Raw genomic sequence first — 15,976 nt, forward strand, 5'->3', positions numbered from 1 at the left:
TTGATAATCTCTAGGCATAATGGAACTGCCACTAAAGTTTTTATTTTGTACATAATCTTTAGAAGAAGTATGCGTATAAAATTTTTATGGTATCGTTTTAATCGACATTAAAAAGTCTTGGAAAGTTTCAATATATTTTTCAGCCATATTGATTTTTCGGGCAAAGCCCACATTAAAGCAAACTATATACAACAAAACGAGATATTATTAATCATCGGGACTAATGTCGTAGTATCATATTCGTTTTGAGAGATACTTTGGGAAGCCTTCATGAAGATAAAGAGGATCGTTGTTAAGAACCTATTTGGAACGTTCGACCATGATGTTTCGTTGAACATAGAAGAACATATCACTATTCTTCACGGACCGAACGGTATTGGTAAGACTGTCCTACTTAAGATATTGAACTCGCTGTTCCGTTCTAACTATTATGAGCTTTACCGCATTCCTTTCAGCAGGCTCGAGATCGAATTCAGTGACCGGAGCAGACTTTTAGTAAGAAAGAAACTGCATCTGGATGAAACTGAACCCATCAACGTCCGACTGCAAAAATAAGCACGTGCATGAAATATATAACCTTTGGAATGTGATTTTGGGACTGGTGATCGGAATCGTAGCCAGACGTTATCACGAAGGTGTCCACCCCTCCCAAAAAACCAGGTGGTCACCCATCCGGCCATTTGGAATACTGGCTGATCAAAAACCCAAGCGTGCTTTCCAGGTTATTTTCCTGTGAGTACAACCGGAGGCACTCATAATATTTGCTCCTGTCCTCGAGAAGTATGTTTATCGGAGGATAGTCCTTTTGCAGCAGGGCATAGTTCAATAACAGCCTTCCGACCCTGCCGTTGCCGTCTTCAAAGGGATGGATGTATTCAAACTGGTTATGCAGTATTGCCGCAAGCAGAAGTGGTTTTATTTCTTCCCGGTTTTCATTGTACCAGGCGGTTAGTTCGTTGAGTTCCCTTTCAATTTCAGTGCTTGGGATTCCCTGATGTACAATATTTCCCCGTCCGTCCCGTATGATAACTTCCACATCCCTGAGTTTGCCTGCGAAATCTTTGCTTTCCCTGAAACACATTTCATGGAGTTCCAGTATAAGTGAAATGGATAATTTTTCATCCGTGTTCCTGATGTAATCTACAGCTTCTGCAACTCCGATTGATTCTAGTTCATCGTCTGTACGGGCTTTTGCATTGTTTTTAAGGATGTCGTGAACTTCATCGGGGGAGATCGTGGAACCTTCGATTGCGTTTGTGTTGTAAACAAAAGTTTCGGTGAACGTTTTCCATTGCAGCGGGTCCAGGTGAGCAATCTGAATATCACTGTCGTATTCGTTCAGCTTCAGGATTTCCTTTCTGGTAAGTGAGAATTTAAGCAGGTTTTTCGGGGAATCCAGTTCCTTAAGAATGGATTCTTCCGCATCCTTCCTGAGTGTGCTGATATCCGCTTCATTCAGGTTCAGGCCAAGGTAGCGGCGAATCTTCCTTGTTTTTCCCCTGATTTTGTAGGAATGGGTGAGGTAGTACTTTGTATTGTGTCCCTGTTTTCGCTTCTCGATATACACATTATATAATAGGTGTCCACCTTTGATGTAGCTTTTGGTGGACACCTGCCGGTTCAATTGCAATACCTGAATTTGCAATAAAACCCAAGTTTGCATGCACCATTTGCATCATGGTGAAAAAATTGCGGATTCAAGTTCCTCGGCAAGTTTAATAAATTCCTTAAGTGTGGGTATAAGTTGTTGACCTTTTGCCGTCAATCGATGTTTGACCCGATTTTTTCCATCAACAACATCCACGATCGGTTCGATCAGACCGTATTTGAGCATTTCTTTTAACCGCTTGTTGAGGGTGTCAGGATAAACGCCCACAGTTTTTTCAAGTTCATTGAACGACATTAGCGCACGTTCAAGTAAAATTAGATGGCTCACCAAATATACAATCGTATAGCCTTAATTTATGGACGGGATTTACGGGATGAACAGGATTTACATGATATAAGTGGTTCGCACCATCATGTTAATCCCGTCAAATATTTATCTACTCAATATTAAGTTGATCCCTTTTCATTTCATTTGTTCATATTTTACCATGATGGAGCAGTTGATCCTCTTGTCCTTGGTGGTTTGATTTTATGATCATTATAAAGCTCTAAAGTCTTTTGAGGAACACCAATTTCTTTTCCATCGACTAGAATGAAGATTGCTTTTGTTGGATGTATTTTTCCTGTTGAACATGCAACATGATTTTTTTTATCTGGCGATATATCACCTATCATTTTTCCTACATAAGAGCTATATCCCTTTGTTTTTTGGAATTTAAGAGCGGCGTATCTTTCTATAAATTGCTCATATGTCATATCAGTTTTAATTGTCTCAATATATTCGTCTTGAATCATATATTACCTCTTTGTCATGTTTATCGTTTATGTCATATGATGTTAACTGTATTAAACATTTCGAGTATATGGTATTATATTAATTGTAGGCAGTCAGTTAATACTTGCAGCGACATGCCGAAGGCAGTCCAGTATCGTATATATCAATTCGGTGTAGCGTACCCGCCAGAGTGAATTGATTATATGCAATAATCACAGGGCGATAGGACTGACGGAGGCGTGGTGCGTCTATTTACGTGGTAGTTATTATGTTGTTTTTTAGCGGTGTTGAGTATAGCAGGACACTCACTCACTTTTTTGCAAGATTGTTTCATTAAATTTGTGTATATTAGAGTAAAATGAGTATGTACCAGAAAATGTTTTTAGTGCCGTATATATAGTAACAATTTCAATAAAAAACCATGAGTATGGAATTAACAGAAAAGATTATTGTCAATAAATTATTTGATTTCATTGAAGAACATTTTGATAAATTTGAGTGCAGAGGTTCAGATTTTGGTTGGTGGCGCAGTCCTAAATCTTGGTCTCCTTTCGTAGAAACCTGCTTTATATTATGGGGGGAAGAACTTTGCAATCAAAAACAAATTGAAGTTATTGGACATGCGTTTACACATTCTAATATTAGTAAATTTATGAAAATATTTGATAAGGATTATAGAGAATTGCGATTAACTGCTGATTTTTTTCAAAGCAAATATTTCCAGCTAAAATTTTGAGCTTTTCTCTCTATTTCCAGCAGTTTGCTAGTATCTATTTATATACTTTCCAACTTTTTTGAATAGCTACCGCTATTCATCCTAATGATTTTCTTCTTATTGTCCTCAATTGATAGAGATTATAGCTGAATGCTGTAATCGCCATTTTGACATTTACTCTTGCCAACGTTGTTACTCTTACAAATCCTGACGTAAACACATTTTTGATAACAGCATAAGGTCTTTCTCCCTTTGCTCTTTTCCTGCTTATTCTTTTGTTTCTCATCTTATCCCTAATACCAATAGGGTGCCCTCGTACTCCCCTTTGCATAGTTGCATCATATCCTTTTGAAATTGCACCAAAGTAACCTCTATCTCTGTAAACAACTTCGCCTTCTTCAGAAAGATCCACCTGACTATCATGAACTGAGGCAGTAGTTGTCCTATATCTCCTTATCAGATCATATTCGGTATCTTCAATGGTATGTAGTTTATATCCAAAATGTGACTTAGATGCCTTTTTTGTCCATGTACCGTCCTTACATCTTCTGGTCTTTGCTTCATTTCCACGAGGAGTATCAAGATTTGCATGTCCTGGATCAGCATGTATAAATGTTGCATCCTGAATCATACCTTGCTTGATCTTCAGACCTTTCTTATTAAGTTGTCTTTGCATTTCATTCCAGATTTCATCTTCTTTTCCTGCCTGGGAAATTCGTTCTCTAAATGCCCAAACAGTAGTATGATCTGGAATTTTTGCAGGAAAGCCCAAGAATTTCCTAAAGGAAATTCTATCAGTAGCTTGTCTTTCAAGTTCAGGGTCAGATAGGCCATGCCATTGTTGCAATACTAACATTTTGAGCATGACGATTTCATCAACGTTTGGTCTGCCACCGAACTCTGTTTTATTGATATACATCTCTGCTATAATTGGACGAAATGGTTTCCAATCGATGAGAGATTCAATTTCAGAGAGCTTGTCACCGAGATTTTCAAGACGTTTGTACTCTTCTTTAAAAGCAAAGTTTGTTAAGGACATAATACAAAATTATTGTAATAGGTTATAAATATTGCTTCTGTTTGAGGGGTTTATCGGAATTCTCTATACTAAATCCACCAAATATGCGTTAAGAGGGTTTGATGTGTCTTGGCATGATAAAAGCAGATTAATTTTGACTTTAGAACACGAAGAAACAGCAAGTACAATCAAAAACAATTTAGAAAAGATATATGAAGAGATGGATAAATTACTGTATTTCCCTGCAGAATTTAAAATAATAGTTTCGAGACCACGGCTTGGTGATGGATGTCAAAGTTACCCACAGGCAATTGAATATTACAAAGATGAAATAGAAAAAAAACTTTCAAGTTTCAGTCCAAGTGAAAATGAGAAATGGCTTATCATTTTAATTGGACCTACTAATAAACTGAAACCAAATGAAGAAGCAGAGATATCATTTTGTAGTTATGTGTGGAACAAAAATATACTTGCTCCTGCATGTGATGAAAAAAAATTCGCAGTGAAAATGGATATAAATTGTGAAGTTAAAAGGATTTCTCTTTAATATAATATTAGATTTAGGACTAATATGAGACTGCCAAAAAATATAGAATATTGTGAATTCAATATCCATGACAAAAAATTGTATTTCATTATAGATCATGCTGCTGCATTAATTGCTTGGATCAAAGCATTTAATGAAGGAATCATAAGTAGGGATGCAACTCTATTCCATTTGGACAAACACACTGATTTTCATATGAACTCCGATAACATAAAAAAATCAAAAACAATATTAGGAATGGATAATTTAGAACTAAATGATTTTGTTACGGTAGAACTGTGTGATGAGAACGATGAATTCATTGTTAATGCAATGTGGTCTGGTTTGATCAAAGATTGTATTTCTTTTCATCACGAAGAAGGTAGTTACGATGGAATATTAATTGAAGAAAATCAATTTGCACCACAGAAAATAAACTTTAAATGCGATGGCATGGATCATAATTTTTATCTTTTTGAGGGACACGATATTTCTCTGATTGATAATATACTTAATTATCAAGAAATAATGAATATTTGTGAATGCGGTAGAGATTTTATATTAGATATTGACCTCGATTTTTTCACTGAAATTACTGATAAAATCATTTCAATTACTCCTCAGGAAATCAACAAGCAAGTGAATTGTGCTTTATTTAAGAAAATGTTTGAGATGAGTAAAGTCATAACTATTGCTTTGGAACCTGCTCATTGCGGTGGAAATGAACAATGTGAAAAAATATTTGATTCTTTGATGAGCAATGATATCTTTAAAATAGACGAAAAACGCTTGTGTGATGTTAAAAATAAATTTTTACATGGAGTCAATGCTAAAGATTTTTATTATATTAGATGATAAAATACAATTTTGCATGCACCATTTGCATCATGGTGAAAAAATTGCGGATTCAAGTTCCTCGGCAAGTTTAATAAATTCCTTAAGTGTGGGTATAAGTTGTTGACCTTTTGCCGTCAATCGATGTTTGACCCGATTTTTTCCATCAACAACATCCACGATCGGTTCGATTAGATCGTATTTGAGCATTTCTTTTAACCGCTTGTTGAGTGTGTCAGGATACACGCCCACAGTTTTTTCAAGTCCATTGAACGACATTGGCGCACGTTCAAGTAAAATCAATATGTCGCAGAAATGTTTCTTGTATAACAGTTTCAGGCGCATGGTGGTTATTTTGGGTACGCCGTGGTTATGAATAGAAGGTACGTTTAAACGTAGTATAATACGCCATTGCATAGATAAATAAATTTATATGTAGGGGATGTGTATTGGCAATGTAAGGTGAAATTGATGGTGAAAAATAGGGCATTAAGGGTCTTTGCTGGTGTTGTAGTTGCTATTTTAGTGCTTGCTGTCGGTTCGGCCAGTGCTGCAGCAATTACTGTGGACGATAGCGGCGGCGCGGATTATTTGAGCATTCAGGCGGCGATCAATAATGCGAGCGTGGGGGATGTTATTGAAGTTCAAAGCGGCACCTATTATGAAAATGTCGTTGTGAACAAAACACTTTCATTAGTGGGCATCGGGATGCCGCTCATAAATGCAAGTGGTAGTGGAACTGCAATGACGATCACCACCGATGATTGTACAATCGATGGGTTCAATGTCACTGGAAGCGGAACGGATTGGAATGGCGGGGATGCTGACAGTGGGATTAAGATCATGTCCGATGATAATACTGTTTTGAATTGTATTGCTCAGAGCAACAATTATGGGGTTTATGTATTTGAATCTGAGAATAATACTATTGAAAATAATAGCGTTTACAGTAATACAGAAGGAATTTATCTACTGTACTCTCATAACAATTCACTGATTAGTAACAACCTAAGTTCGAACACCAATCGAGGGGCATATATATCTAATTCAGATAATATTTCCGTTTTAAGCAATGTCGCACAAAATAATGATTATGGTATTAACTGGTACATTTCTGGAAACAGTACAGTTTTTAATAACTCTGCAACAAGCAATAACTATGGTATGTATTTAAGCAGTTCTGAAAACTGTAATTTGGATAATAATACTGCATATGGCAACACAAACCATGGGATTTATAGTGATAGCAGTGGCAATATCTTTACAAACAACACTGCTTACAGTAACATTTATGGATTATACACAACTGGTTCTAGCAGTACTTTGGCAAACAATATTGCTTACAGTAACAAGTATGGATTTTATACAACTGGTTCTAGCAGTACTTTGACAAACAATATTGCTTACAGTAACAGGTATGGATTTTATACAACTGGTTCTAGCAGTACTTTGACAAACAACACTGCTTATAGCAATACAAACCGTGGATTTACTATTCACACGAGAAGTACGCTAATAGATAATAATGCTTTTAATAATGGTTATGGTTTTTGGATCGAATCTGATTACAACATATTAACAAATAATACGGCTTCTGATAATGCCAACTATGGATTTTACATTTATATAGGGGACTATAATAAATTAACAAAAAATACTGCTAATAGTAATAGCAATTATGGATATTATATAATAGGCAATTATAACACATTAACAAAAAACAACGTTTCTGACAACAGTGGTGGAATCCATTTAACTAGTGGTGGAGCATCACGTGGATCAAATCTGCTGATTCAAAATACTATAATTAATAATAGCAACTATGGAATATATTTATCATATTCTGGTATTAATATACTGATGTATAATGTAGTTTCCAATAACACAAATACTGGAATCTATATATCGGATTCTAAATACAATACATTGACAAACAATGTAGTTTCTAATAACACAAACAATGGAATCTATCTCACCAGTTCAAGTGATAGCACATTGACAAACAACATAGTTTCTAATAACACAAACCATGGGATTTATCTGTCCAATTCAATCGACACCAAATTGTTATACAATCTAATTTTTAACAATACAAATACTGGGGTGTATTTGTTTAACTCTGGTGGTGGTGCATTAGCAAACAATACTATTGACAACAGTAATGATGGCATATACATAGATCAAGGCACCACAAGTCAATCTAGCATTTACAACAACACTCTGTTAAATATTTCTAATCACGGTGCATATGACATCAAAGGATTGAATTCATGGCATTCAAATTATTATGATGACTATAATGGTATAGATTCCAACAATGATGGTATTGGAGATTCTGCATATTATATAGCAGGAAACGATGTGGGTCTTAGAGATGAAACACCATTGATGCAACCACACCAAATTATCATTCCTGACAATGATTATAACAATGAAAATACATATTTAGGTGCCAGTTTTACAGTAAAGGCAGGGACTGCAATCCTCTTATACGAAGGCTACTCGTTGGTACCACTACAATTTGATGTATCAGGTGAAAAGGTTTGGTTTGAACTTAGAATGAATGGAAATCGCATTGATGATGAAGTATTGGAAATCGGAAGTTATTTTTCTTATGTTGGTTCACAAAATCAATTAATACTCACAGGACGTCTTGACAGTATATCCCAAGCAGACAATTCAATGAAAATGGACTCATTTTATCAGTTCTCCCAACCATTAACAAATCGTGAAATATTGATTGGTGATACCAGTGACATACCGTATCCAAATCCGACAATAACATTACCCAATCCTTCATCATCTTTGGTTTCAGATATTGAAGGTGATTCCAGATTGTTTACCATGAATGTAAATCAAGTTTCTGATGTAACGTGGATTCTTGATGGAATTACTCTTTACACCAACACATCTGTTACAACAGCGTCATACTACAATGGTTCTGCACAACTCGGCACCCACAATTTAACAGTGGTTGCGGAAAATACAAATAGAAAAACGAGCCAGAAAAACTGGACATGGACTGTAACGGAGCCATCGGCACCATCAATTACACTTTCGTCACCCTCGTCCGCATCAATTTCTGATATTGAAGGTGATTCGAGAACTTTCACAACAACTGTAGACCAAGTTGTCAATGTGACGTGGATTCTTGATGGCAATACTATTCAAACGAACACATCTATCCAAACAGCATCATACTACAATGGTTCTGCAAAAGTAGGAATACATAATCTTACAATATTTGCAGAAAATGTAAATGGAACTGATCAGAACAAATGGACATGGACAGTCACAGAGCCACCAGCACCATCAATTACACATTCGTCACCCTCGTCCGTATCAATTTCTGATGTTGAAGGTGATTCGAGAACTTTCACAACAACTGTAGACCAAGTTGCCAATGTGACGTGGATTCTTGATGGCAATACTATTCAAACGAACACATCTATCCAAACAGCATCATACTACAACAATTCTGCAAAAACAGGCACGCACAATCTTACAGTGTTTGCAGAAAATACAAATGGAACTGACCAGAAAAAGTGGACTTGGATTGTAGCAGCACCACCTGCACCATCAATTACACTTTCATTACCCTCATTAGTTTCTGATGTTGAAGGTGATTCAAGATCTTTCACGGCAACTATAGACCAAGTCGCCAACGTGACTTGGATATTTGATGGTATAATTCTTTACACCAACACATCAGTCACAACAGCGGCATACTACAATACTTCTGCGCATGAAGGTGTGTATAATATCACAATAGTGGCAGAAAATGCAAACGGAGCCAGCCAGAACAAATGGACGTGGACTGTCACCGATCCAAACCTGTACACAATGCAACTCCAGAAAGGATGGAACCTTGTTTCCACTCCACTAACACCTGACACGCCAAGTGTTAACACGCTCTTTGGTAGCAACAGTGATGTAATTTTGCCAGTGTACTCATGGAATACTGCAAACAAGCAATACTATGATGTGAGCACGATCGAGATTAGCAAAGGATACTGGATTCTTGCTTTAAACGACACACAAGTCACGTTTGCAGGTACGTCATACAGTGAATGAATGGGGCGACATTATGTCAAAAATGAAGTTAATTGTAGCGTTTGTTTTATTGATGGCCATGTGCACAGGTGTTGCCGGTGCCACATGGACCTCTTCGATGTATATCACAGCCCTGCCTACATCAAGTGATGGTAGTTCTCCACCGCCACCACCGGCTACGTATGTGCGCATTTTTGGTGTTGATGACAATGCCACAGATGGCTTTGACAGGGATTACGATGTCACCGCGCCGCCTGCACCAACGGTTGATGCACTTGATGCATATTTTCCATGCACCCATGAAGTCGTAACGCGCCTTGCGGCCGATATGAAAGCAGATGCGGACGCCATCACATGGACTTTGAAGGTCACAGTTCCAAGTGGGTCTACTCTTGATATGAATTGGGATGTGAGCAATTCTCCTTCCGAGAAAATGCTTGTAATGAACACTGGCAGTGCAAGCATTGATATGAAAACTCAAAGTTCCACCACTTTTGAAACCGGAAGTTATTCATTGTCCATAACTTCAAGCAAAATTGTGCAAGATAATTCCACCCCAACCCCCTCCTCATCAGGCGGCGGTGGAGGCAGCGGCACATCCGGTGAAGAATACGAGAACATCGAAGTAAAAGACGTCGTGCACAAACATATCGTAATGGATGAAGAAACGTCATACGAATTCAAAGACGAATCAAATGCCATCGAGACAATAAAATTCACTGCACTCAAGAACGCAGGCGAGATCTCAGCAACGATCGAAGTGCTCAAAGGAAAGTCAGCATTGGTGAAAAATGACCCGCCGGGCAGGGTTTACCAGAATCTGAACATCTGGGTCGGGAAGTCTGGATTTGCGACATCGGACAATATTGCTGATGTGAAGGTCGGGTTCAAGGTTGAAAAGTCATGGATTGAGGCTAATGACATTGTTGTAGCAACGATCAGGTTGTGCAGGCATCATAATGACGTCTGGAATCCTCTCCCAACCAATAAGAGTGGGGAGGATGATACGTACATCTACTTTGAGGCAAAAACACCCGGATTCTCGCCGTTCTCGATAATTGGCAGCACGGAGGAAGATCTGGTAGCACAGGGCGCAGACACAGAGCCAATGTCAACTGCCACATCGGAGCAGACCAGTACACAAGATAGTAATGGTGAAGGGAAGCAGAGCGATGAAGGTATCTCAATGTGGTACTTGGTCGGCGCGCTGGCAATAATGCTCATCGCCGGTGGCACATATTTGATGTACAGGACTAAAAAGGATGAGGACGGGGAAGTGTTGTAGCCCAACTTTGACAGTCAAGATTAATATAAGTGTTCTTAGTTATGTTGTGGCTGTCAAAAACTTTGGTGTTAGAGTTTTTGACAGCCCCACATATTGAAGCAAACTATATACAACAAGAACAAGATTTTATTAATCATCGGAACTAATGTTGTAGTATCATATTCGTTTTTAGAGATGCTTTGGGGAGCTTTCATGAAAATAAAGAGGATCGTTGTTAAGAACCTATTTGGAACGTTCGACCATGATGTTCCGTTGAACACGGAAGAACATATCACCATTCTTCACGGACCGAATGGCATTGGTAAGACGGTCCTACTTAAGATATTGAATTCGCTATTCCGTTCTAACTATTATGAGCTTTATCGCATCCCTTTCAGCCGGCTCGAAATTGAGTTCAGTGATCGGAGCAGACTTTTAGTAAGGAAAAAACTACATCTGGACGAAACTGAACCCATTAAAGCTGAGAACAGTGGCTATCGTGAACTCGCATTCGAATGGCTTAAACCCACACATAAAAAGGTTCGTTACACGGTCAAACCCATTGATATTGAAGAAGTTTTTTCGACACTTAAGGTTGAGCACATGATACCTGAGCTTGAGAAGATAGATGATAACACCTGGGTACATTTCACCACGCAGGAAAAGCTCACATCCGAGGAGGTCATGAGCCTTTTCAGTGACAAGCTCCCACAAAAAAGGAAAGATGAACCCGCATGGCTCAGAGAAGTGCTGGCTTCCATCAACATCTGTTTCATTAAGACACAGCGACTGCTAAGTATTTCATTCTCCCAATCCGTGGAGACAGAAAGAAGAACCTCTGTAATACCTTCTGTTATTAGTTATTCCCATGAACTTGCAGGCTCTATGCAGAAGAAACTTGCAGAATATGCAGCACTTTCACAATCCCTTGACCGCACATTTCCTTCAAGGTTACTAAAGACAGATAGTAAACATTTAGATACATCTATAAAAGAACTAAAGGTCGAACTTGTCAAATTGGAAGACAAGAGAAAACAACTCATTGATGCTGGATTCATTGATTCAGAAGGCAGTCTTGACATAGAGGAGATCACAGATATCGATGAGAGCAATAGAAATTTCCTCCAGCTTTACATAGAAGATGTCAAACAAAAGCTCAGCGTATTCAATGATCTTACTCAAAGGATAGACCTTTTGATAAAAATAATCAATTGCAGATTCCTTTACAAGAAACTCTCGATCAGCAAAAAGGATGGTTTTGTTTTTACAACGGCAGAAAAGATGCCACTTTCACCAACCAAACTCTCATCTGGAGAGCAGCAGGAGCTTGTATTGTTCTATGAACTGTTATTCCATGTAGAACCTGAAGCTTTGATACTTATTGATGAACCCGAAATATCACTACATGTCCTATGGCAACAACAGTTCCTGAGAGACTTACAGGCGATAACCCAACTCGCAGGTTTTGATGTCCTGATAGCCACACACTCACCACAAATAATCCATGACCGCTGGGACCTTACCGTTGAGCTTAGAGGACGCGATAATGAAGAGATACTTGACAGCTGACGATATCGCGAACAACGTTCGAATGATGCGAACCCAGTTCAGGGGAAGTGTCTTGATAATAGAAGGCAGCACCGATATGAGGCTCTACCAGCGATTTGTGGATGATAAAAGATGTAAGGTCATCCCCGCCAATGGCAAGGAAAATGCTATCAAGGTCGTACAAATCCTTAAACGATCAAAGATAGAAGGGATTTTAACCATTGTAGATGCCGATTTCTGGAAGGTAGACGGGATAAGGAACGAGAGTAGTGATGTGCTTGTCACTGACACTCATGATCTTGAGACAATGCTTATTGCATCAGAAGCGCTGGAACGTCTTCTTGAAGAATTTACATCACCGTATAAAGTTGAAGCGCTTCATATGCCCATAAGACAACTCTTGCTCTACACAGCAATGCCATTGGGGCTTTTCAGATGGCTTTCTTCCTCTGGCAAAGATAAACTGTCTCTTAGGTTCAAGGATGTCGATTTTGATCATTTCATGGAAGTACAGCCACTATCGATAAACATCAAACATCTCATACGAGAGGTGAAGGTCAACTCACACGGAGATTCCCTGAACGAAAGAGCCATACGCAAAAAGCTCATGAAAATGCTCAATGAGGATCATGACCCCTGGCAGATATGTTCCGGTCACGATGTTGTGGAGATACTGGCATTCGGGCTACGTGAGATCTTTGGCAATTCAGATGCACACCATACGAACGAAGGCATAATAGACAGAAGCCTGCGGCTTGCCTATGATATAACAATGTTTAAGAAGACCGAGCTATATAGTTCGATACTGAATTGGGAAGAAGAGAATGTGCCTTACATCGTTCTCAGTGAAGCTTGACCAGTATCATAGCTTTGACATGACCTTATAATCCAGAACTGTTGAGACAGGGCTTGTTGAGACAGGAATACCCGCCTCTTCTACAGCAGATATCATGTTCACACCAACGCCTACAAGGATACCAGATAAACCCTCTTCCACCGGAGCACCGCATAGATCATAAGCGGAAGAGCCAATGTTCATCACATTACCGAGACCGGAAGCCTCAAGCTGATGTAAGACCTCCTGTGCTTTATCAACTGCGGAAGAGGGAATTGTGCGTATATTGGCAAGAATGCGACCATTCCCCGTATCGAGCACGTCCAGAACTGAAGTTGCATGCCTGATCATGAATATCTTTACCGGATCAATGGAAGTGCCTGAGTATGAGATCAGGTCCCTGAATTGTACGGGATCATTATGCTCCATTTCCAGTATGCCACCATATACCGGTTTCACAGGGATGCCGTTTCTGAGAAGCACCCCATCATATGTAATACTGCAAACTGTTGCTATACCCACACTGCCTTCAGGCACATATACACCTGAATCCGAATCCTCTTCAAATATCTTAATGTTAGGACTGATGCACATACCACCTGATGCAGCATATTTCATGACGTCGAGAGCATTATCGAAATCGTTCTTGTCGAGAGTAGAAAGGTTGACTATAACATTGCCTTCTTTGGAGATGGGGTCGTAATTGGTATTATAGATGAGCTCTTCGATCCTTGTGATGACAAAGCCTAAGCGATCGCCTATAAGAGCATCATCGAGTTCCTTTCTGCCGAAAGTGGTGATAGTACGCCCATTATAACCGTGTTTTTCAGTAAATCCCCTTTCATCAAGTATCCTTAAATGATAGCGTACAGCACGTTCACCCAGATTGTAACCACGGCTTTGAAGTTCATCGGCAATATTCCTTGCGCCTATGGGTTTATCGCTCTCGCTGATAACACGCATAATCTCAATTAATTTACGCTCAATCTGGGGGTCGGTCATTTATAGGCACCTGATATGGATTATAGGTCACAGCAATTTATATTGGCATTGCTCATTTAATAAAAGCAAAGGGTATATACCGGACATCAACTTAAAAGTAACTATTGCCGGTTATATCTTTCCTGTTTTTAGTATATAAACCATAAGCCATATGCCCATAAAAGCAGCCACTGAAAATCCCATTAAGCCAAAAAGAGGAACACCCCCAATATGGGGTTCCATCCCTGTCTGAATAATAAGGGAGGAACCAACTATAATGGCGGAGATGATGAAACTGAATGCAAGGCGATTGCTCGAGGAACTTATTTCCGCAACGATACGATCCATCTCATGAGTTTCGAACTTGAGATTGAGATAGCCTTTTTCTGCTGTTGCAAGTATATGAGAGATCTGTAATGGCGCTTTATGCAACATCCTTGCCGTCTGCCAGAGATCACTGTAGAGCGATTCTGCTATCTGCTTTGGTTTTAAACGATTGTGCATGATCCCCTTTGCATAAGGTTCAGCAACAACGGTCACATTGAAATCAGGCACCATCTGCAATGCAAACCCGCTGATCGTCATCAAACCTTTGAAGAGCAAAGCAATATTTGGAGGTATACGGATCCTGAATTTTCGCAGCAGGGTCATCGTTTCAGCGATCATTTCAGGTGTGTCAAGTTGTTTTAATGATCTGCCATAATATTTGCTCAGGATGTAACCGTATTCGATCTTAAAAGACTGAACGTCCAGTTCATCCGGAACCATTCCAAAGTCCCTCATCACCTCAAGATATTGTGTAACATCCTCCCTCGTAACGGCAAGAAGAGCATCTACAAGGAGATTCTTCACCTCATTGGATATGCTGCCTACCATTCCAAAATCAAGAAGACATATACGGCCATCTTCCAGTATAAGAACATTTCCAGAATGCATGTCTGCATGGAAGAAGCCATCCTCAAAGATCTGTTTCATGAAAGCCTTTGTTCCGTTCTCCGCTATCTTGTAACGGTCCAGGCCCATTTCTTCGAGGGTCTTGAAATTATCACATTTGACACCATCGATATACTCCATTGTGAGCACGCGGCGAGTGCTGTATTCCCAATAGACATTTGGAATTACAATGTCAGGTTCATTCTCAAAATTTCTGCGGAAACGTTCAATGTTCCGGGCTTCCTGCGTATAGTCCATCTCAGCATGTATGGAGTGGTAGACCTCATCCACAACTTCCACAGGGCTGTATAGTTTTGCTTCCTCGACATGTTCTTCTGCAAAACCTGCAATGCTGTAAAGGATATCAAGGTCAGACCCTATGATCTTACGGATGCCTGGCCTTTGGACCTTAACAACGACCTCCGTTCCGTCAAGAAGTTTAGCACGGTGAACCTGACCGATGGAAGCCGCAGCAATAGAGCTACTGTCAAATGAAAGAAAAATGTCCTCTATCTTTTTCCCAAATTCCTCTTCGACTATCCTTTCAACCTCATCAAAACAAAAAGACGGCACTTCATTCTGGAGTTTAGCAAATTCCTCAGCATATTCTTTAGGAATAAGGTCCTGACGCATGCTCAGGAGTTGACCGAATTTTACATAGGTAGGACCAAGTTCTTCCAATACTTTACGCACTCTTTCGGGACCGGAAGACGGACGAGGGGGGGAAGTGAAACGACCTTTGAATCTCGACCTGAAAGAACCAAGTGGTCTGATGCCCATCTGGTCTACAAAATAACCGAACCCATATTTGACCAGGGTATCAATAATGATCCCATAGCGTTTTACCATGGAATACCTGCGTACCAGTTTAGAGGGCATTCGTGAT

Annotated in this window: 15 protein-coding genes; 8 read left to right on the forward strand and 7 right to left on the reverse strand. The window is 39.3% G+C overall.

Annotated features, from left to right (window positions below; genetic code table 11):
- Window positions 1-270: 270 nt before the first annotated feature.
- Window positions 271-555 carry an AAA family ATPase gene (locus MBUR_RS08420; RefSeq protein ID WP_011499680.1) on the forward strand — a complete coding sequence of 95 codons (285 nt, stop codon included), beginning with the start codon at window positions 271-273 and terminating at the stop codon, window positions 553-555.
- A gap of 109 nt (window positions 556-664) precedes the next feature.
- On the opposite strand, the gene MBUR_RS08425 is transcribed toward MBUR_RS08420, so the two are convergent.
- From MBUR_RS08425 to MBUR_RS08435, 3 genes are all read right to left on the reverse strand, one after another.
- Window positions 665-1,612, reverse strand: coding sequence for a Fic family protein (locus MBUR_RS08425; protein ID WP_232221890.1), 948 nt, complete (start codon window positions 1,610-1,612; stop codon window positions 665-667).
- Between the two features lie 63 nt (window positions 1,613-1,675).
- On the reverse strand, window positions 1,676-1,903 hold the full coding sequence (locus tag MBUR_RS08430) for a winged helix-turn-helix transcriptional regulator (RefSeq protein ID WP_011499682.1): 228 nt from the start codon (window positions 1,901-1,903) through the stop codon (window positions 1,676-1,678).
- 188 nt (window positions 1,904-2,091) lie between these two features.
- A complete protein-coding gene (locus MBUR_RS08435) occupies window positions 2,092-2,403 on the reverse strand; it encodes a hypothetical protein (protein ID WP_011499683.1) in 312 nt (103 codons plus the stop codon).
- A gap of 401 nt (window positions 2,404-2,804) precedes the next feature.
- On the opposite strand from MBUR_RS08435, the gene MBUR_RS08440 reads away from it, so the two are divergent.
- Window positions 2,805-3,119, forward strand: coding sequence for a hypothetical protein (locus tag MBUR_RS08440; RefSeq protein ID WP_048063326.1), 315 nt, complete (start codon window positions 2,805-2,807; stop codon window positions 3,117-3,119).
- Between the two features lie 76 nt (window positions 3,120-3,195).
- Here MBUR_RS08440 and MBUR_RS08445 read toward each other — a convergent pair whose 3' ends face one another.
- Window positions 3,196-4,137, reverse strand: a complete 942-nt coding sequence (locus tag MBUR_RS08445; RefSeq protein ID WP_011498312.1) for an IS5-like element ISMbu1 family transposase — start codon at window positions 4,135-4,137, stop codon at window positions 3,196-3,198.
- Window positions 4,138-4,168: 31 nt separating this feature from the next.
- Between MBUR_RS08445 and MBUR_RS08450 the strand changes: the two genes are divergently transcribed.
- Entirely contained in the window at window positions 4,169-4,663 is a 495-nt protein-coding gene (locus MBUR_RS08450) for a hypothetical protein (RefSeq protein WP_157196686.1), read from the forward strand.
- 24 nt (window positions 4,664-4,687) lie between these two features.
- Window positions 4,688-5,497, forward strand: coding sequence for a UPF0489 family protein (locus MBUR_RS08455; protein WP_011499684.1), 810 nt, complete (start codon window positions 4,688-4,690; stop codon window positions 5,495-5,497).
- A gap of 30 nt (window positions 5,498-5,527) precedes the next feature.
- Here MBUR_RS08455 and MBUR_RS08460 read toward each other — a convergent pair whose 3' ends face one another.
- Entirely contained in the window at window positions 5,528-5,893 is a 366-nt protein-coding gene (locus MBUR_RS08460) for a winged helix-turn-helix transcriptional regulator (protein ID WP_011499685.1), read from the reverse strand.
- 54 nt (window positions 5,894-5,947) lie between these two features.
- Between MBUR_RS08460 and MBUR_RS08465 the strand changes: the two genes are divergently transcribed.
- From MBUR_RS08465 to MBUR_RS08480, 4 genes are all read left to right on the forward strand, one after another.
- Window positions 5,948-9,550: a NosD domain-containing protein gene (locus tag MBUR_RS08465; RefSeq protein ID WP_011499686.1), complete on the forward strand. Its 3,603-nt coding sequence runs from the start codon at window positions 5,948-5,950 to the stop codon at window positions 9,548-9,550.
- 13 nt (window positions 9,551-9,563) lie between these two features.
- Window positions 9,564-10,814 carry a PGF-pre-PGF domain-containing protein gene (locus MBUR_RS13045; RefSeq protein ID WP_011499687.1) on the forward strand — a complete coding sequence of 417 codons (1,251 nt, stop codon included), beginning with the start codon at window positions 9,564-9,566 and terminating at the stop codon, window positions 10,812-10,814.
- 192 nt (window positions 10,815-11,006) lie between these two features.
- Complete coding sequence (locus MBUR_RS08475) at window positions 11,007-12,362, forward strand: AAA family ATPase (protein ID WP_011499688.1); 1,356 nt, start codon at window positions 11,007-11,009, stop codon at window positions 12,360-12,362.
- Window positions 12,340-13,197, forward strand: coding sequence for a DUF4435 domain-containing protein (locus tag MBUR_RS08480; protein ID WP_011499689.1), 858 nt, complete (start codon window positions 12,340-12,342; stop codon window positions 13,195-13,197). Before MBUR_RS08475 ends, MBUR_RS08480 begins: the two co-directional genes overlap by 23 nt.
- A 6-nt stretch (window positions 13,198-13,203) precedes the next feature.
- Here the strand turns inward: MBUR_RS08480 and MBUR_RS08485 are convergent, their stop codons facing one another.
- Together MBUR_RS08485 and MBUR_RS08490 are read right to left on the reverse strand one after the other, a co-directional pair.
- A complete protein-coding gene (locus tag MBUR_RS08485; RefSeq protein ID WP_011499690.1) occupies window positions 13,204-14,178 on the reverse strand; it encodes a DUF128 domain-containing protein in 975 nt (324 codons plus the stop codon).
- Between the two features lie 111 nt (window positions 14,179-14,289).
- Window positions 14,290-15,969, reverse strand: a complete 1,680-nt coding sequence (locus tag MBUR_RS08490) for an ABC1 kinase family protein (RefSeq protein WP_011499691.1) — start codon at window positions 15,967-15,969, stop codon at window positions 14,290-14,292.
- Window positions 15,970-15,976: the final 7 nt, after the last annotated feature.

The sequence above is a fragment of the Methanococcoides burtonii DSM 6242 genome, assembly GCF_000013725.1.
GTDB classification, from domain to species: domain Archaea; phylum Halobacteriota; class Methanosarcinia; order Methanosarcinales; family Methanosarcinaceae; genus Methanococcoides; species Methanococcoides burtonii.

Excerpts from the sequence above, each read along its gene's own strand:
- MBUR_RS08490 (WP_011499691.1), bottom strand. The coding sequence starts at position 15,969 with ATGCCCTCTAAACTGGTACGCAGGTATTCCATGGTAAAACGCTATGGG.
- MBUR_RS08460 (WP_011499685.1), bottom strand. The coding sequence starts at position 5,893 with ATGCAATGGCGTATTATACTACGTTTAAACGTACCTTCTATTCATAAC.
- MBUR_RS08435 (WP_011499683.1), bottom strand. The coding sequence starts at position 2,403 with ATGATTCAAGACGAATATATTGAGACAATTAAAACTGATATGACATAT.
- MBUR_RS08480 (WP_011499689.1), top strand. The coding sequence starts at position 12,340 with ATGAAGAGATACTTGACAGCTGACGATATCGCGAACAACGTTCGAATG.
- MBUR_RS13045 (WP_011499687.1), top strand. The coding sequence starts at position 9,564 with ATGTCAAAAATGAAGTTAATTGTAGCGTTTGTTTTATTGATGGCCATG.
- MBUR_RS08455 (WP_011499684.1), top strand. The coding sequence starts at position 4,688 with ATGAGACTGCCAAAAAATATAGAATATTGTGAATTCAATATCCATGAC.
- MBUR_RS08445 (WP_011498312.1), bottom strand. The coding sequence starts at position 4,137 with ATGTCCTTAACAAACTTTGCTTTTAAAGAAGAGTACAAACGTCTTGAA.
- MBUR_RS08440 (WP_048063326.1), top strand. The coding sequence starts at position 2,805 with ATGAGTATGGAATTAACAGAAAAGATTATTGTCAATAAATTATTTGAT.
- MBUR_RS08420 (WP_011499680.1), top strand. The coding sequence starts at position 271 with ATGAAGATAAAGAGGATCGTTGTTAAGAACCTATTTGGAACGTTCGAC.
- MBUR_RS08485 (WP_011499690.1), bottom strand. The coding sequence starts at position 14,178 with ATGACCGACCCCCAGATTGAGCGTAAATTAATTGAGATTATGCGTGTT.
- MBUR_RS08465 (WP_011499686.1), top strand. The coding sequence starts at position 5,948 with ATGGTGAAAAATAGGGCATTAAGGGTCTTTGCTGGTGTTGTAGTTGCT.
- MBUR_RS08475 (WP_011499688.1), top strand. The coding sequence starts at position 11,007 with ATGAAAATAAAGAGGATCGTTGTTAAGAACCTATTTGGAACGTTCGAC.
- MBUR_RS08430 (WP_011499682.1), bottom strand. The coding sequence starts at position 1,903 with ATGTCGTTCAATGAACTTGAAAAAACTGTGGGCGTTTATCCTGACACC.